General features: G+C 40.1%; 13 protein-coding genes and 1 pseudogene. 11 read left to right on the forward strand and 3 right to left on the reverse strand.

Features of this window, described 5'->3' with window-relative positions:
- Positions 1 to 83 precede the first annotated feature (83 nt).
- Positions 84 to 416 (forward strand): YggL 50S ribosome-binding family protein, encoded by a 333-nt coding sequence (locus O1D97_RS14505; protein ID WP_269126711.1) that lies wholly within the window; start codon positions 84 to 86, stop codon positions 414 to 416.
- A gap of 70 nt (positions 417 to 486) precedes the next feature.
- Positions 487 to 1,203, forward strand: a complete 717-nt coding sequence (gene dnaQ, locus O1D97_RS14510; RefSeq protein ID WP_269126713.1) for a DNA polymerase III subunit epsilon — start codon at positions 487 to 489, stop codon at positions 1,201 to 1,203.
- Positions 1,204 to 1,330: 127 nt separating this feature from the next.
- Here dnaQ and nhaB read toward each other — a convergent pair whose 3' ends face one another.
- Positions 1,331 to 2,833 (reverse strand): sodium/proton antiporter NhaB, encoded by a 1,503-nt coding sequence (gene nhaB, locus O1D97_RS14515; RefSeq protein ID WP_269126715.1) that lies wholly within the window; start codon positions 2,831 to 2,833, stop codon positions 1,331 to 1,333.
- 167 nt (positions 2,834 to 3,000) lie between these two features.
- Between nhaB and O1D97_RS19655 the strand changes: the two genes are divergently transcribed.
- Positions 3,001 to 3,216 carry a hypothetical protein gene (locus O1D97_RS19655; protein ID WP_330221493.1) on the forward strand — a complete coding sequence of 72 codons (216 nt, stop codon included), beginning with the start codon at positions 3,001 to 3,003 and terminating at the stop codon, positions 3,214 to 3,216.
- On the forward strand, positions 3,213 to 4,028 hold the full coding sequence (gene sohB, locus O1D97_RS14520; protein WP_330221494.1) for a protease SohB: 816 nt from the start codon (positions 3,213 to 3,215) through the stop codon (positions 4,026 to 4,028). The genes O1D97_RS19655 and sohB overlap by 4 nt, the downstream gene beginning before the upstream one ends.
- Positions 4,029 to 4,137: 109 nt before the next feature.
- Here sohB and O1D97_RS14525 read toward each other — a convergent pair whose 3' ends face one another.
- Complete coding sequence (locus O1D97_RS14525) at positions 4,138 to 4,872, reverse strand: CsiV family protein (RefSeq protein ID WP_269126718.1); 735 nt, start codon at positions 4,870 to 4,872, stop codon at positions 4,138 to 4,140.
- Positions 4,869 to 8,284, reverse strand: a pseudogene (mfd, locus tag O1D97_RS14530) (transcription-repair coupling factor). The gene O1D97_RS14525 and the pseudogene mfd overlap by 4 nt, the downstream one beginning before the upstream one ends.
- Positions 8,285 to 8,832: 548 nt before the next feature.
- Here mfd and O1D97_RS14540 point away from each other — a divergent pair.
- The 7 genes from O1D97_RS14540 to O1D97_RS14570 are packed head-to-tail and all read left to right on the forward strand — an operon-like array spanning position 8,833 to position 15,783.
- The gene (locus O1D97_RS14540; RefSeq protein ID WP_269126721.1) at positions 8,833 to 10,170 is read left to right on the forward strand and encodes a Na(+)-translocating NADH-quinone reductase subunit A; all 1,338 of its coding nucleotides are present in this window, start codon (positions 8,833 to 8,835) and stop codon (positions 10,168 to 10,170) included.
- A gap of 3 nt (positions 10,171 to 10,173) precedes the next feature.
- Positions 10,174 to 11,370, forward strand: a complete 1,197-nt coding sequence (locus tag O1D97_RS14545; RefSeq protein ID WP_269126724.1) for an NADH:ubiquinone reductase (Na(+)-transporting) subunit B — start codon at positions 10,174 to 10,176, stop codon at positions 11,368 to 11,370.
- Complete coding sequence (locus O1D97_RS14550) at positions 11,363 to 12,157, forward strand: Na(+)-translocating NADH-quinone reductase subunit C (protein ID WP_269126726.1); 795 nt, start codon at positions 11,363 to 11,365, stop codon at positions 12,155 to 12,157. The genes O1D97_RS14545 and O1D97_RS14550 overlap by 8 nt, the downstream gene beginning before the upstream one ends.
- Positions 12,158 to 12,159: 2 nt before the next feature.
- Positions 12,160 to 12,822 carry an NADH:ubiquinone reductase (Na(+)-transporting) subunit D gene (locus O1D97_RS14555; RefSeq protein ID WP_269126728.1) on the forward strand — a complete coding sequence of 221 codons (663 nt, stop codon included), beginning with the start codon at positions 12,160 to 12,162 and terminating at the stop codon, positions 12,820 to 12,822.
- Complete coding sequence (gene nqrE, locus O1D97_RS14560; RefSeq protein ID WP_269126730.1) at positions 12,822 to 13,430, forward strand: NADH:ubiquinone reductase (Na(+)-transporting) subunit E; 609 nt, start codon at positions 12,822 to 12,824, stop codon at positions 13,428 to 13,430. The genes O1D97_RS14555 and nqrE overlap by 1 nt, the downstream gene beginning before the upstream one ends.
- Before the next feature lie 40 nt (positions 13,431 to 13,470).
- Positions 13,471 to 14,697: an NADH:ubiquinone reductase (Na(+)-transporting) subunit F gene (gene nqrF / locus O1D97_RS14565; protein ID WP_269126732.1), complete on the forward strand. Its 1,227-nt coding sequence runs from the start codon at positions 13,471 to 13,473 to the stop codon at positions 14,695 to 14,697.
- A gap of 60 nt (positions 14,698 to 14,757) precedes the next feature.
- The gene (locus O1D97_RS14570) at positions 14,758 to 15,783 is read left to right on the forward strand and encodes an FAD:protein FMN transferase (RefSeq protein ID WP_269126734.1); all 1,026 of its coding nucleotides are present in this window, start codon (positions 14,758 to 14,760) and stop codon (positions 15,781 to 15,783) included.
- Positions 15,784 to 15,795: the final 12 nt, after the last annotated feature.

The raw sequence follows: 15,795 nt of genomic DNA on the forward strand, positions 1-15,795 counted from the left end.
GGTATTGTATTGACTTAGACTGTGTTTCAATTACTGGCCTAATACCCTTTAAAATTTAGGCGTGTGGCGCCAAAGGAAATAACATGCAAGAGAAAAGAAATAGAAGATTACGCAAAAAACTATATTTAGGTGAATTTGCGATAAAAGGATTTGAATATTCGTGCGATTTAGATATCAATTCTGAAACGGACTTTGATGCTTTTTTTGAGCGTTTTTTAGATGTGCTTGAAGAAAGAAAACTGTGTATGGGTAGTGGCGGTGATTTAACCTCATTAACTGGCTTTATTTGTTCTGAGCTTCGCTATGGTTCGGCAACAGAGGAAGACTTGATTGCTATGGAAGCATGGTTAAATGCCGAAGCTGTTGTATCAAATGTAGTAATGGGTAAATTAGTGGATGCTAATTACGACGAATAATTTGCCAGTAATGGCATTGTTTATTTTCTCCTAATCAGCATTATTTTTGTTTCAAAGAGGTTTGTAGAGCATGGCGGATAGATTTGTTGTTTTGGATACTGAAACAACCGGTATTGATCCTAAGCAAGGTCACCGTATTATTGAGATTGGTTGTGTCGAAATGATCGGCCGCAAACTTACTAATAGGCATTTCCATGTTTACATTAATCCTGAGCGTGAAGTTGAGGTTGAGGCTTTTAACGTTCATGGTATCAGTAATGAGTTTTTAGCGGACAAACCTTTATTTAGGGATGTTGCCCAGGACTTTTTGGATTTTATTAAAGGCGCAGAGTTAATTATTCATAATGCGCCCTTTGATGTTGGTTTTATGGATCATGAGTTTTCCATGCTTGGTAATATGCCAAAAACCAATGATGTCTGTACTGTTTTTGATACGCTTAAATTCGCTCGAAAAAAGCACCCTGGACAAAAGAATAACTTGGATGCTCTTTGTCGTCGTTATGGTATCGACAACTCCCATCGAGAACTTCATGGGGCCTTGTTAGACTCAGAGATACTGGCAGACGTCTATTTATTAATGACCGGCGGCCAAACCTCTTTAGGGTTATCAAATGATGATATTAGCGAAAAAGAGAGTGGTGATTCATCGTCTTGGACTATTCGTCGCTTAGCACCTGATAGATCGATGTTGAAAGTGATTAGAGCGAATGACGATGAACTTGAGTTACATGATGAGCGTTTAAATTTAATTGAAAAAAACGCAGGTCGAGTGCTTTGGCGAGAATGAATTTGTTATAAAAAGTAAAATTTTTTAGACAAAAAAGTGATTAGCGAATAAATAAAGCCTCTAAGTAAGATGTTGAATTGGTTTCCATTCAAGTTCTATTTAGAGGCTTTTTTGTTTCTTTAGGGCTCTATAGTAAAAATACTACACACAACCCACCGACTGTGCTGAGCACAATTGTATAAGGCAATGCCATCCATACCATTTTTCCATAAGACAAACGCAATAATGGTGCAATAGCGGATGTTAATAGGAATAGAAATGCGGCTTGGCCATTTGGAGTTGCTACACTAGGCAGGTTGGTTCCGGTATTAATCGCTACGGCTAATAAGTTAAATTGTTCACGACTGATAGTGCCAGCATCTAAAGCGGCCTTTACTTCACCTATATAAACAGTCGCAACAAAGACGTTGTCACTGATAGCAGACAGAACACCATTCGCGACAAAAAACATAATCGGCTGAATGTCAGCAGGCATATGTAGAACAACGTCGATAAATGGTTGAAATAGGTGTTGCTCATGTATTACAGAGACGACGGTAAAAAAGACAACCAGTAAGGCCGTAAAAGGAAGTGCTTCTTCGAATGCATGGCCAATGCGGTGCTCTTCAGTAATACCATTAAATGCAGTTAATAGAACGATAATCATCAAGCCGACTAGACCGACTTCAGCAATATGGAAAGCGAGAGAGAAAACCAGAATAACGGCCACAATACCTTGAATAATGAGTTGGGCTTTGTGGGTACTCGTACTGCGTTTACTTTCTTCTCTCTCAAAGTTTTTTAATATTTGCCGAACGTTCTCTGGCAGGTGGGCGCCATAGTCAAACCATTTGGTTTTTTCTAGCGCAACAACAGTGAGTAGGCCACAAGCTAAAACAGGCATTGAAACGGGAGCGACTTTTAAGAAAAACTCAATAAAATCCCATCCAGCCACTTTTGCTATAAGCAGATTTTGGGGTTCGCCTACTAGTGTTGCTACACCACCTAAAGCAGTACCGACAGCACCATGCATCAATAGACTGCGTAAGAACGATCTGAACTCGTTTAAATCTCCAGCATTGACGGGGAGAATTTTTGCATCACTGCCTGGGTCATGACTTTTATTTGAAGATTGATCGGAGGCAACTTTGTGATAAACGGAGTAAAAACCAACACCGACACTAATGAGTACTGCCGTTACGGTTAGCGCGTCTAAAAAGGCGGACAAGAAAGCAGCGGAAAGGCTGAATATCAAAGAAATGGCTGTTTTTGATCTGACTTTAACCAGTAGCTTATTAAAGATGAAAAGCAGCATGTCTTTCATGAAGTAAATGCCTGCGACCATAAACATGAGCAGTAAAATGACTTCAATATTATGGACAACCTCGTTATAGACGCCGTTAGTATTGGTTAGGCCTAGAATAACCGCTTCAATGGCAAGCAACCCTCCTGGTTGAAGTGGGTAGCATTTAAGTGCCATGGCTAAAGTGAAAATAAACTCAATGATTAGTAACCAGCCTGTTAGGAAGGGCCCTAGTACCACGAGCAGTAAAGGGTTTAGTACCAGAAAGGCAATGATTACTTGTTTATACCATAATGGAGACGACCCTAAAAAGTTCTTGCTAAACGCTTTTGCGAGCGTGTCTTGCATTTTATACTCCCGTATTCAAATTGAAAATCTCTACTGAAAATTAAAATGCTGAGAATCATAAGGTAATAAAGCGTGTTACACCATAGGTTTATATTAGTATGTGGCATTGTTTTTCTATATATTTGCCTCATTAATTCATTGTCTCAATCTATTAGAAGGGAAAGAAATTGGAATTTTTTACAGAATATGCAGGTTTTTTATTAAAATTAGTAACAGTCGCCATTATTTTAGGGTTATTTATAGCTGGTATTGCGAGCGGTAAAAGCAAACCAAAAGAGGGTGGGATTTCAATTCGTAAGATCAATGATCAATATGAAAAAATGAAAGACACACTTAATGCGGAGCTATTAGATAAAAAGGCGCTGAAAAAAATGAAAAAATGAAAAAGAAAGCTATTAAAGAGCGAGATAAAACGAATAAATCGGGTGACGCTATAGAGAGATCAAGAGTGTTTGTTCTGGATTTTGATGGGGATATAAAAGCGTCTGCGGTAGATAGTATGCGAGAAGAAATTACGGCGGTTTTAAGTGTGGCGACGGCAAAAGACGAAGTGGTGATTCGTTTAGAAAGTGGCGGTGGTATGGTGCATGCCTACGGTTTAGCGTCGTCCCAATTGATGAGAATTAAAGAGGCTAACATTCCTTTAACTGTTTGTGTCGATAAAGTGGCCGCAAGTGGTGGTTATATGATGGCTTGTGTTGCGGATAAAATAGTCGCAGCGCCGTTTGCTGTTTTAGGGTCAATTGGTGTGGTGGCTCAGGTGCCTAATATACACCGACTTTTAGATAAGAATTTGGTTGATGTAGAATTACATACCGCCGGTAAATATAAAAGAACGCTTACTATGTTAGGCCAAAATACAGATGAAGGGCGTGAGAAATTTCGACAGGATCTTGAAGAAACGCATGTTTTATTTAAAGAGTTTGTATCTTCTCAGAGAAATGTCGTGGATATTGAAAAAATTGCTACCGGAGATGTTTGGTATGGAATTAAGGCTTTGGATAACAGACTTATAGATGAAATATCAACAAGTGATGGTTATCTAGTCAGTCAGTATCAAGATGCAGATGTGTTTTCTATCGTTTATAAAGAACCCAAAAAAATAGCAGAACGTTTAGGTTTATCGGTTTTATCTGCGGTAGAAACTAAATTAACTAAATGGTTGTCGACTGTGTCACAGTATCGAGGTTTCTAAATGTTATTTGAGCACGCTGATATTCGTTAAATAAGTCAAGATAGGATCGCATTAGAAACAACAAATAGTGGTTTTTCGTTTGTTGTTTCTAATTATTGTTTATCTTGGTTTAATTTAACGTATTCGTATTGCTGATTTTTTGAATATTCGACATTAAGTTTTCGAGTGCTTGCTGTTGAATGGCCTCTTCTATGTCCATAGGTTCAAAGTACAGTAAAGCCCCAATAGTGGGATGGTCGATATAATTTAGCTTTTTACTGGCCGTTTTGTTGCGTTGGTGAATGGTAAGTAGGCTAGTTGGTATCGAGCTAGTATCGTTTTCTGTTGATTTGATCGTATCTTTTTCTGCGGTTATAAAATTAAATTTATAATGGTTTAACTGGATATCTGATTCTAAATAGCGACCAAGTTTTATCTTTATTGATCCTTGTAGTTCAGCATATCCAGAGGCCAATGGGTTACTATTAAATTGATGGGTTAGGGAATGACCTCGTCCATTAAAGATTAATGTCCAGGTATTGTTAGTTAACACCTTTACACCGCTTTTGATTTTATTCTGATAAGAGCCAAAAGGATTGTTAATCGGCGCTATATCGGCGCTATTCGATCGATTATTCGCTTTATTGCCTTCTTCTTGATTTTCGAACTTTGGAGTTGCTTTTAAGCTTAGTAATTCTTCGTATTCTATGTGCTCAACCGTGTTTTTTTCTGGCCAAGCAAAGGTCATTAAATAGGCTTTGTAGGCTTTGGCATTAGGTTGATCTGTATTCGCGTTGCTGTCTTCAGCAAAGAGTAGCGAGCTGATTAAGCTGATACCACAGAAAAACATTAATTGAGTGTTCAATGTAATAACTCCAAGGTTTTTAAAGTATGCTGAAAGCGGCTATCAGCGGATGGCATATCGGCAATGTATTTTAGTGTATCTGATCCAGCGAGTTTATAGGAATCCGGTTTTGCTTGAATAAGCTTTATCAGAGTCATGGGATTCACTGGTGTAGAAGGACCAAAATGAATTTTACCCTCATTGCTATTCGCTTCAATTTTAGTGATGCCAAGTTGCTCCGCTTTTAGTTTCAGACTGGTTTGTCTAAATAGGTTTTTGGTGGCTTCGGGTAGTAGGCCGAAACGATCAATCATTTCTACTTGAAGGTTTTTTAGTTCGCCTTCTGTTTTTGCATTAGCTATGCGTTTATACAAGATTAAACGGCTGTGAACATCGTCAAGGTAATCACTTGGGATTAGCGCAGGTATTCGTAAGTTGATATCTATTTGTTGCGGAGAGCTGATATCAACATCAGGCGCTTCGCCTTTTTTTAGTGAGTTAACGGCCCGGTCTAACATTTCCATAAATAAAGAAAAGCCAACATGTTCAATGTGCCCGCTTTGCCCATCGCCTAACAACTCACCGGTTCCGCGTATTTCTAAATCGTGAGTGGCTAAAGTGAAGCCAGCACCTAGGGTATCTGCTAATTGGATGGCTTCTAAGCGTTTTTCGGCATCTGGTGTGATTTTTCTATCTGTGGGCGTGAGTAGGTAGGCATAAGCTTGATGATGGGAGCGGCCCACTCGACCTCTAAGTTGATGCAGTTGAGCTAAACCAAACTTATCCGCTCTTTCGATGATAATGGTGTTTGCGTTTGGAATATCAATGCCTGTCTCAATGATTGTGGTGCAGACCAGAATATTAGCTCTTTTATGATAAAAGTCAGACATGACTTGTTCTAGCTCACGTTCACGCATTTGCCCGTGACCGACAATTACTCTTGCTTCTGGAATAAGTTCTATCAGCTCTTCTGCTGCCTTTTGTATGGTTTGTACGTCGTTGTGTAAGAAGTAAACTTGACCGCCGCGATGCAATTCACGCAAGATAGCTTCTTTAATATTGTTGCTGTCCCTATCTTTTACAAAAGTCTTTACGGACAAACGTTTCGCTGGCGGTGTAGCGATTATGGAGAGATCTCGTATGCCGGAAAGAGACATATTTAATGTTCTAGGTATTGGGGTAGCGGTCAACGTGAGTATATCGACTTCGGCTCTTAGTGCTTTAAATTGATCTTTTTGTTTGACACCAAAACGGTGTTCCTCATCAATAATAACCAACCCAAGGTCTGCGTATTTTATATCGCTCTGTAACAGTTTATGTGTGCCAACAACGATGTCCGCTTTACCTTCAGCAAGCTGTGCCAATGCCTCTGTGGTTTGTTTGCCACTACGAAAACGGGAGAGGAGAGCAATTTCTATTGGCCAGTCGGCAAAGCGATCCCGAAAGTTTTCATAATGTTGTTGTGCTAGTAATGTAGTGGGCACTAATACCGCCACTTGCTTTCCACCTTGTACCGCGAGAAATGCCGCTCTCATTGCCACTTCTGTTTTGCCAAAACCAACATCACCACAAACAAGTCTATCCATCGGCTTTTGGTTTTTCATGTCATTTATAACGGCGTCAATGGCAAGCTGTTGGTCGGGTGTTTCTTCGAATGGAAAACCGGCTGAAAATAACTCGTATTGATCGTCTGGCTTTGAAAAAGCGTGCCCCACACGAGCTTCTCTCTTAGCATAGATTTCTAATAGCTCTGCCGCCGTATCTCGAGCTTTTTCTGCTGCTTTTTGTTTCGCAATGCTCCATTTTTCCGTGCCTAATTTATGCAGCGGTGCTGTGTCTTCATCTCCACCGGTATAGCGGGATATAAGTTGCAGAGATGAGACCGGGACATACAGCTTCGCGCTGTTTGCGTAGCCGAGAGTGAGTAATTCTGTCTCTTGACCGTCGATTTCTAAATTGGTAAGACCTAAATATCGACCGACGCCGTGATCGATATGAACAACAGGCGCGTCTATTCTGAGTTCGGTAAGGTTACGAATAATAGCATCTTCATTAATATCGCTTTGCTTACGTCGCCTGTATTGGGAAACCCGTTCCCCCATGATTTCATTTTCGGCAATGAGCGTAAGAGAATTACTTATTTGAAAACCACGATTAATACGACCAGCTGTGATGCCTAATAAAGTGTCACTATTGAGAAAATCGTTCCATGAGTCCGTGCTGACGGGATGAATCTTATATTTTTTAAAAAGGTCAATCAGCGCTTCTCTTCGGCCGGCAGATTCAGCAACAATTAAAACCCTGTGTTTACAGGATTTGATGAAATCTTGTAGTTTTTGCAGTGGTCTGTCGTTTTTAGAATCAATAAGTAGTGAGGGTTGAGCACTAAAAAGCGCATTTTCACCCTCTGACGATAAAACAATATGAGCAAATTGATTTAGGGCTGAAAAGTACTCCTCTTCTCTTAAGTTGATTTCATTTGGGTCAAGAATAGGGCGTTCAATATCGTACCCAAGAGACTCGTGACGGCTTATATATTCTGCTTTTACCGCATGGTAGCCATCAGTCAAGGTTCCTGTTTGGGCGAGTAATGTATTTTCAGGTAAGTAGTCAAAGAAGCTTTGTGTTTCGTTAAAAAAAGAGGTAGGTAGTATTCTATGCCTGTTGGAATAATGCCATTGCTTATATCTTGATAAAAAGGAGAGCTGAGTGGAGCGTTTTCAAAGCGTTCTCGCCATTTTTGACGAAATAACTGGATTCCTTCCTTTGTTATAGGGAATTCTCGTGCAGGTAGTAGTTGTATCGAGCTTAATTTGCCTGAGCTTAATTGAGTCTCTGGATCAAACCAGCGTAAAGTGTCAATCTCATTATCAAACCAATCTATTCGTATGGGTTGATCTGCACCCATAGGGAATACATCCATAAGTGCACCACGAATAGAAAATTCACCGTGTTCACGGACGCTTTGTACGTTGTTATATCCGCCACTAATAAGTTGACTGCAAAGTGATTCAAGTGAAACGGTTTGTCCTTCACTTAATTTAAATCTTTGAGAGTCGATGTGGGAGCGCGGGCACAGGCGAACGGCTGAGGCAGAAATGGTGGTTAAAATGATGGCACTTTTTTGGTCTTTTAGTTGTGCAAGGGTTTCAAGTCGCTGTGAAATGATGTCTTGGTGAGGAGAGAATGCATCATAAGCAAGCGTCTCCCAATCTGAAAAACGTAACACAGGTAAGTTGCTGCTATTAAGAAAGGAAAGCTCGTCCTCTACTTCGTTCAGTTCCGCAACCGAGTTGGCAAGCAAAACAATAGGGCTGTTCTGCTCTTTAGCGATTTCGAGCAGTTGCAATGTTAGTGTGCTTCCGGAAATACCCGATATGATATTGCGAAAGCCGGGCTTTTTATTGATCGTAACTGTTGAAAGTAAAGGCATTGGTAGTAAGGTTTTCCTAACTTAATTAGATATCATTCCATATAGGCGATGAGCATTGTACCTATAAAAAGTGCCAGATTGGTTCGCTTTAAGATCATGACGATCTGTTAATGACCGTTTAATCAAAGTGACAAATTTTTGTATGTGGTTATTGTGTCGATTATTAAAACGCTTATCAATCGCTAGAATGCGATAATTGAAAGGTTTTTGGTAAATTGCATTAGATAGAAGTAAATATCCAGTGTTGAATCTGTCTTATATCAAAAGTGTATTATAACTTTTTGTTTTGCTTCCAAAATGTAGTTTTCTTACTTATCCGCTCACAAGGAAAGATCATTTGTTATGAAATAGTCAATCCTGTCTCGTAAAATCCACCTTAAGCGGTAGTCAATCCAGTCAATGATCTTTATAATGCTAAGGTTTTTTGGTGAAGTCGCTTTATGTTTGAAAATTACAAGAAATGTGATTTTTATTGTTAGGTCTTTTTTTAAAATACTACAAATACAACATAAAGTACTTTTGTGTTCAATATTCGTTGGGCAGAACATATGTTTAAAATTACTAAAGGCCTTGACCTACCGATCAGTGGAGCACCTAATCAAGTGATTGAAGATGCTCCAGTCGCACGCTCAGTGGCTGTGATCGGACCCGATTATCATGGTATGAAACCTACTATGATGGTTCAGGTTGGAGATAAGGTTAAAAAAGGTCAATTACTCTTTACAGATAAAAAAACGGAAGGCGTAAAGTATACTGCGCCTTCTGCTGGTGTTGTGGCTGCTATTAATCGTGGTGAAAAACGAGTACTTCAATCTGTTGTAATAGATGTTCAAGGACAAGATGCGGAGACGTTTTTCTCTTGCTCTGGTTCTGAGTTAAAAACATTAGAGCGTCAACAGGTTGTTGATAATTTGAATGACTCTGGGTTATGGGTGTCATTTCGAACGCGTCCGTTTTCCAAGGTCCCTGCACTTGACAGTGAGCCAAGTTCAATTTTTGTAACAGCTATGGATACTAATCCATTAGCGGCTTCAGCAGAAATTGTCTTGTCCGATAATACAGAGCATTTTGCTGATGGTTTGGCGGTTATTGCCAAGCTTACAAAAGGTTCTGTTTTTGTATGTAAAGCGCCAGGAACTAAAATTCCTACTACGTCTGAAGTCAGTGTTCAAGAATTTGATGGCCCTCATCCTGCTGGATTAGCGGGGACTCATATACACTTCCTAGACTCTGTTAGTGATAAAAAAACGGTCTGGTCTATTAACTATCAAGATGTAGTCGCTATAGGTCAACTGTTCACTACGGGTGAGTTGAACTCAGAGCGTGTTATTTCATTAGCGGGTCCGCAAGTTACAACGCCTCGTTTATTGCGAACTCAGGTCGGTGCTCACCTTGATGAATTGACGGCGGGTCAATTGAAGTCAGGTGAGAATCGTATTATTTCGGGTTCTGTTTTGTCTGGTCGCAATGCGGCGGGTCCATATGCATTTCTTGGTCGTTACCATCAACAAGTGACAGTATTACTTGAAGGTCGTGAACGTCAGATGATGCATTATTTACGAGCAGGTCATGAAAAACATTCAGTATTAAATGTTTTTATGTCAAAACTGCTTGGAAAGACGGATTTTGCTATGAGCACAACGACAAATGGTTCTGATCGTACAATGTTGCCATTAGGTCACTTTGAGCGCTTAGTCCCAATGGATATTTTACCTACTCAATTGTTACGTTCACTTGTAGTAAATGATACTGAACAAGCTCAATTGTTAGGAGTCTTAGAGCTAGATGAAGAAGATTTGGCACTTTGTACATACAGTTGTTCTGGTAAATTTGAATATGGCCCGATCCTTCGGGATTGTTTAACTCTGATTGAAAGAGAGGGGTAAGATATGGGGCTTAGAAAAGTTCTCGACGATATGGAACCTCATTTCCATACAGGCGGTAAATACGAAAATTGGTATGCTTTATATGAAGCAGTAGATACCATCTTTTATCGTCCAAGTTCTGTTACAAAAGCAAGTTCTCACGTTCGTGACGCGGTAGATATGAAGCGCATCATGATTTTGGTGTGGATGTGTACTTTTCCTGCTATGTTTTTCGGCATGTATAACATTGGCTTTCAAGCGAATACCGCAATGGAAGCAATGGGAGTAGCAAGCCCAGATACTTGGAGGCATTCAATAATTGGTGCGTTGAGCGGATATAGCGCAGCCAGTTTGTGGGATAACATGATATATGGTGCGTTGCACTTTTTACCTGTTTATCTTGTGACCTTTATTGTTGGTGGCTTCTGGGAAGTGCTTTTTGCGGCGGTTCGTAAGCATGAAGTAAATGAAGGTTTCTTTGTTACCTCCATTTTATTTGCTTTGTCACTGCCTGCTACCATTCCTTTATGGCAAGTTGCTCTGGGTATTACCTTTGGTGTTGTGCTTGCGAAAGAGGTGTTTGGTGGTACAGGTAAAAACTTCTTGAATCCAGCGCTTGCTGGTCGTGCTTTCTTGTTCTTCGCTTATCCTGCTTCTATGTCAGGTGATGCCGTTTGGACAGCCGTAGATGGATTTTCCGGTGCGACAGCATTGAGTCAGTTAGCCGCAGATGGTGTTGCTGGTTTGTCTGTAGCTTGGTCTGATGCTTTCTTTGGTTTTGTTCAAGGTTCAATGGGTGAGACATCTACCTTTGCTATTTTGATTGGTGGTGGTGCTCTTCTAGTGATGAGGATAGCGGCTTGGCGAATTGTTGCTGGCGTGTTCCTAGGTATGTTGGGCGTTTCGGTTTTATTTAACCTAATTGGTTCAGATACAAACCCAATGTTCGCAACACCTTGGTACTGGCACCTTGTTTTGGGTGGCTTTGCTTTTGGTATGATGTATATGGCGACTGATCCAGTGTCAGCGTCTATGACAAATACTGGTAAGTGGTTCTACGGTGCGCTAATTGGGATTATGGTTGTTTTAATTCGAGTAGTAAACCCAGCTTATCCTGAAGGTATGATGTTGGCGATATTGTTTGCTAACTTGTTCTCGCCTTTCATTGACCACTTTGTTGTGCAAGCAAATATCAAACGGAGGAAAGCTCGCAATGTCTAGTAACGATAGTATTAAAAAGACGGTTGTCGTTGCTCTATCTTTGTGTCTGGTTTGTTCCGTATTTGTTGCGGCAGCCGCTGTTGGTTTGAAGCCTATTCAAAAAGCCAACAAAGACCTAGATCGGAAGCAAAATATCTTAGCTGCGGCGGATATGCTAGATCCTGACAAGTCAGTGGACGAAATATTTGAGTCTATTGAGACACGCTTGGTAAACATATCTACAGGTAAGTTCGCTACTGAGGCCGAGCTTACTTCTGCTGGTATTAACCCGGCTACATACGATCAAAATATTGCGTCAAAAGATCCTGCTTTATCTATTGCATTAGAAGCGGAAGATGATATTGCAAGTATTAAACGCCGTGCTGAATACAGTTCTGTGTATTTGGTTAAGTCTGGTGATGATATTGAGCGTATTATCTTGCCTGTTAAAGGTTATGGATTGTGGTCAACAATGTATGGGTTTATGGCATTAGAAAGTGACTTTAACACTGTGATTGGTTTTGGCTTTTATGATCAAGCCGAAACTCCAGGGTTAGGTGGTGAAGTGGATAACCCAAACTGGAAAGCGTTGTGGAAAGGTAAAATGGTTTACAACGAATCTGGCGAAGCTGTACTAGGTTTGGTGAAAGGCTCTGTTGACTCGACCGATCCACAAGCCGCTTATAAAGTGGATGGTTTATCTGGTGCAACATTAACCAGTCGAGGTGTAACCAATCTTGTTCATTATTGGTTAGGTGAGCAAGGTTTTGGTCCTTTCTTGTCTAATCTTAAAGGCGAGGGGGAGTAATTATGTCTGAAGTAAGAAAGGTGCTTTTTGCACCTATAATGAATAACAACCCAATTGCTCTGCAAATTTTGGGTATTTGTTCTGCGTTGGCCGTAACAAGTAGTTTAAGTGTAAGTTTGGTTATGGCGATTGCTTTAACTTTAGTTACTGCTTTTTCAAACTTTTTTATTGCGATTATTCGTAATCATATCCCAAGCAGTATTCGTATCATTGTACAAATGATCGTTATTGCATCGTTGGTAATTGTGGTCGATCAAATTTTAAAGGCTTATGCATTTGAAATTAGTAAGCAATTGTCCGTGTTCGTTGGTCTGATTATAACCAACTGTATTGTAATGGGGCGTGCTGAAGCCTATGCAATGAAAAATCCTCCTGGGATGAGCTTCATTGACGGTATTGGTAATGGTTTAGGCTACAGTGCCATGTTATTAGTTGTTGGTTTCTTCCGTGAACTTTTGGGTGCAGGTAAATTGTTTGGTGTTGAAATTTTCCAAACCGTTCAAAACGGTGGTTGGTATCAGCCTAATGGTTTAATGCTGCTTCCTCCAAGTGCTTTCTTTGTAATTGGTCTTGTGATTTGGGCTCTAAGATCTTGGAAAACAGATCAAGTGGAAGCGCCTGATTTTAAAATCGCTGCCAATTCTCGTGTACAGGAGGCTCATTAATGGAACATTTAATTAGTTTGTTCATCAAGGCTGTGTTTGTTGAAAACATGGCGTTGGCGTTCTTCTTAGGTATGTGTACTTTCTTAGCTTTGTCTAAGAAAGTAGAAACAGCTATTGGCCTTGGTATTGCTGTTGTTGTCGTACTGGCAATTACGGTACCTTTAAATAACTTGATTTATAAGAACTTATTAGCAGATGGTGCTCTTGAATGGGCGGGGATGCCTGGTATTGATCTAAGCTTCCTTGGCTTGCTGAGTTATATAGGGGTTATTGCCGCAATTGTTCAGATTCTTGAGATGACGCTGGATAAATACATGCCGGCTTTGTATAACGCACTGGGGGTTTTCCTCCCTCTGATTACCGTGAACTGTGCCATTATGGGTGCGTCTCTTTTCATGGTAGAGCGTGATTATAACTTCAGTGAGAGTGTTGTTTATGGGGTTGGTGCTGGTATCGGTTGGGCGCTTGCAATTGCTGCGCTTGCGGGTATCCGTGAAAAACTTAAATATTCTGATGTGCCAGCTGGTCTTCGCGGTTTAGGTATTACCTTTATCACGGTAGGTCTAATGAGCTTAGGATTTATGTCTTTCTCTGGTGTTCAGCTGTAAGTTACATCTCAAGAAGAACCATGAATAGGATTTATTAAACATGCTTAACTTAGAAATTATTCTAGGTGTGGTGATGTTCACCGTTATAGTGCTTGCTTTGGTTGCCATTATATTGGCTGCTAGGGCAAAGCTAGTAAGTACAGGTGATGTCACGATACATCTCAATGGCGAAAAAGAAATAAAAGTGGCGGCTGGCGGCAAGCTTTTACAAACACTAGCAGAAAATGGCGTTTTCTTGTCTTCTGCTTGTGGTGGTGGCGGTACGTGCGCACAGTGTAAGTGTGTTGTTAGTAGTGGGGGCGGCTCTATGCTGTCAACGGAGCAATCTCACTTTAATCGTCGTGAGGAAAAAGAAGGCTATCGTTTATCTTGTCAGGTTGCTGTTAAGCAAGATATGCATGTCGAAGTGCCTGAAGAAGTATTTGGGGTAAAAGCGTGGGATTGTACTGTTGAGTCTAATCCAAACCTAGCTACCTTTATTAAGGAATTGACGCTTAAGTTACCAGAAGGTGAAAATGTCAATTTCCGTGCTGGTGGTTATGTTCAGCTCGAGGCACCAGCTCATACTGTCCATTACAAAGATTTTGATATTGAAGAAGAATATCGTGGGGATTGGGATAAATTCAATCTTTGGAAATTTACGTCTGTTGTTTCTGAGCCGATTATTCGTGCTTACTCAATGGCTAACTATCCAGAAGAACGTGGTCTTGTGAAGTTTAATATTCGTATTGCTTCACCACCTCCTGGCAAAGATGATGTTCCTCCAGGTCAAATGTCTTCTTATGTTTTTAGCTTGAAACCTGGTGATAAAATTAAGGTATACGGACCATTTGGCGAATTTTTCGCTAAAGATACGGATGCTGAAATGGTATTTATTGGTGGTGGTGCTGGTATGGCACCTATGAGATCGCATATCTTTGATCAGCTTAAGCGTTTGAAATCAACGCGTAAGATGAGTTTTTGGTATGGAGCTCGTAGTTTGCGTGAATCTTTCTATGATGATGAGTACGACACTCTTCAAGCAGAGAATGAAAACTTTAAGTGGCATCTTGCACTTTCTGATCCGCAACCTGAAGATAACTGGGAGGGTTATACAGGCTTCATTCATAATGTGTTGTATGAGAATTATCTGAAAGACCATCCTGCTCCAGAGGATTGTGAGTTCTACATGTGTGGACCTCCAATGATGAACCAGGCGGTTGTAAAAATGCTTCAAGATCTTGGTGTAGAAGATGAAAATATTCTACTTGATGATTTTGGTGGCTAGATTATTTGTCTAAATAAAACCCCACTTATGTGGGGTTTTATTTTTATAGTAAGAAAGTGTATGCGTAAAAAAATAGTATTGATTTTAGCTCCAGTTATTGTCCTTTTATTGCTTATCAAAGGGATGACATTTTCACCTGAGTTGGTTAGTTTTTCTGGACCAACTATGGGTACAACATACACAGTTAAGTTTTATACTGTTGAGAGTGGAGGCAATGTTCAGTCGTTAAAAGATGATGTGGACAGTGTGTTGCTTCGTATTAATCAGTTGATGTCGACTTATGATCCATCATCTGATTTATCCTTATTTAATAAAATGCCGAGTGGCTCAAAGCAAGAGGTCTCTAGTGAATTTGCATATGTGGTAGATAAAGCATTGCTTATTAGTACTATGTCTGATGGTTACTATGATGTGACAGTTGGACCATTGGCAAACTTATGGGGATTTGGGCCTGATAAGAGTAGAGATGAGCCGCCAACGGATGAGAAAATTAATGACGCCAAGCAAAAAGTGGGTTATCAAAATTTGTTGTTATCTGGCAATGTCCTTTCAAAAGAAAAAGACATCTATGTGGATTTATCTTCTATTGCAAAGGGTTATGGTGTTGATGCCATTGCCAATAAATTGGATGAAAATGGCATTGAAAGCTATTTGATCGAGGTAGGTGGTGAAATTCGCTCTAAAGGAAAAAAAGAAGATGGAGGGTCTTGGAAAATAGCCATTGAGAGTCCTGCAGGTGGTCATAATGTTGCTCAATTGATTATTGATGTTGATGACCTTGCTATTGCAACTTCTGGTGACTATAGAAATTATTTCGAAAAAAATGGCGTTCGATATTCTCATATTATTAATCCAAAGACCGGGCGACCAATCACTCATAAGCTAGTATCTGTTACTATTATAGATAAGACGGCCGTTATGGCGGATGGATTGGCTACTGCGATAACCGTTCTTGGGCCGGATAAAGGGTTAGAATTTGCCGAGAAGCATGGTATAGCGGCTTACTTGATGATTAAGAAAGATTTTGGCTATGAAGAGCGAGTCTCTACCGCTTTTGAACCATATCTAAAAACATCAATCAAATAGAATACGTATTTT

It is taken from the genome of Marinomonas phaeophyticola, assembly GCF_026966905.1.
Lineage (GTDB): Bacteria > Pseudomonadota > Gammaproteobacteria > Pseudomonadales > Marinomonadaceae > Marinomonas > Marinomonas phaeophyticola.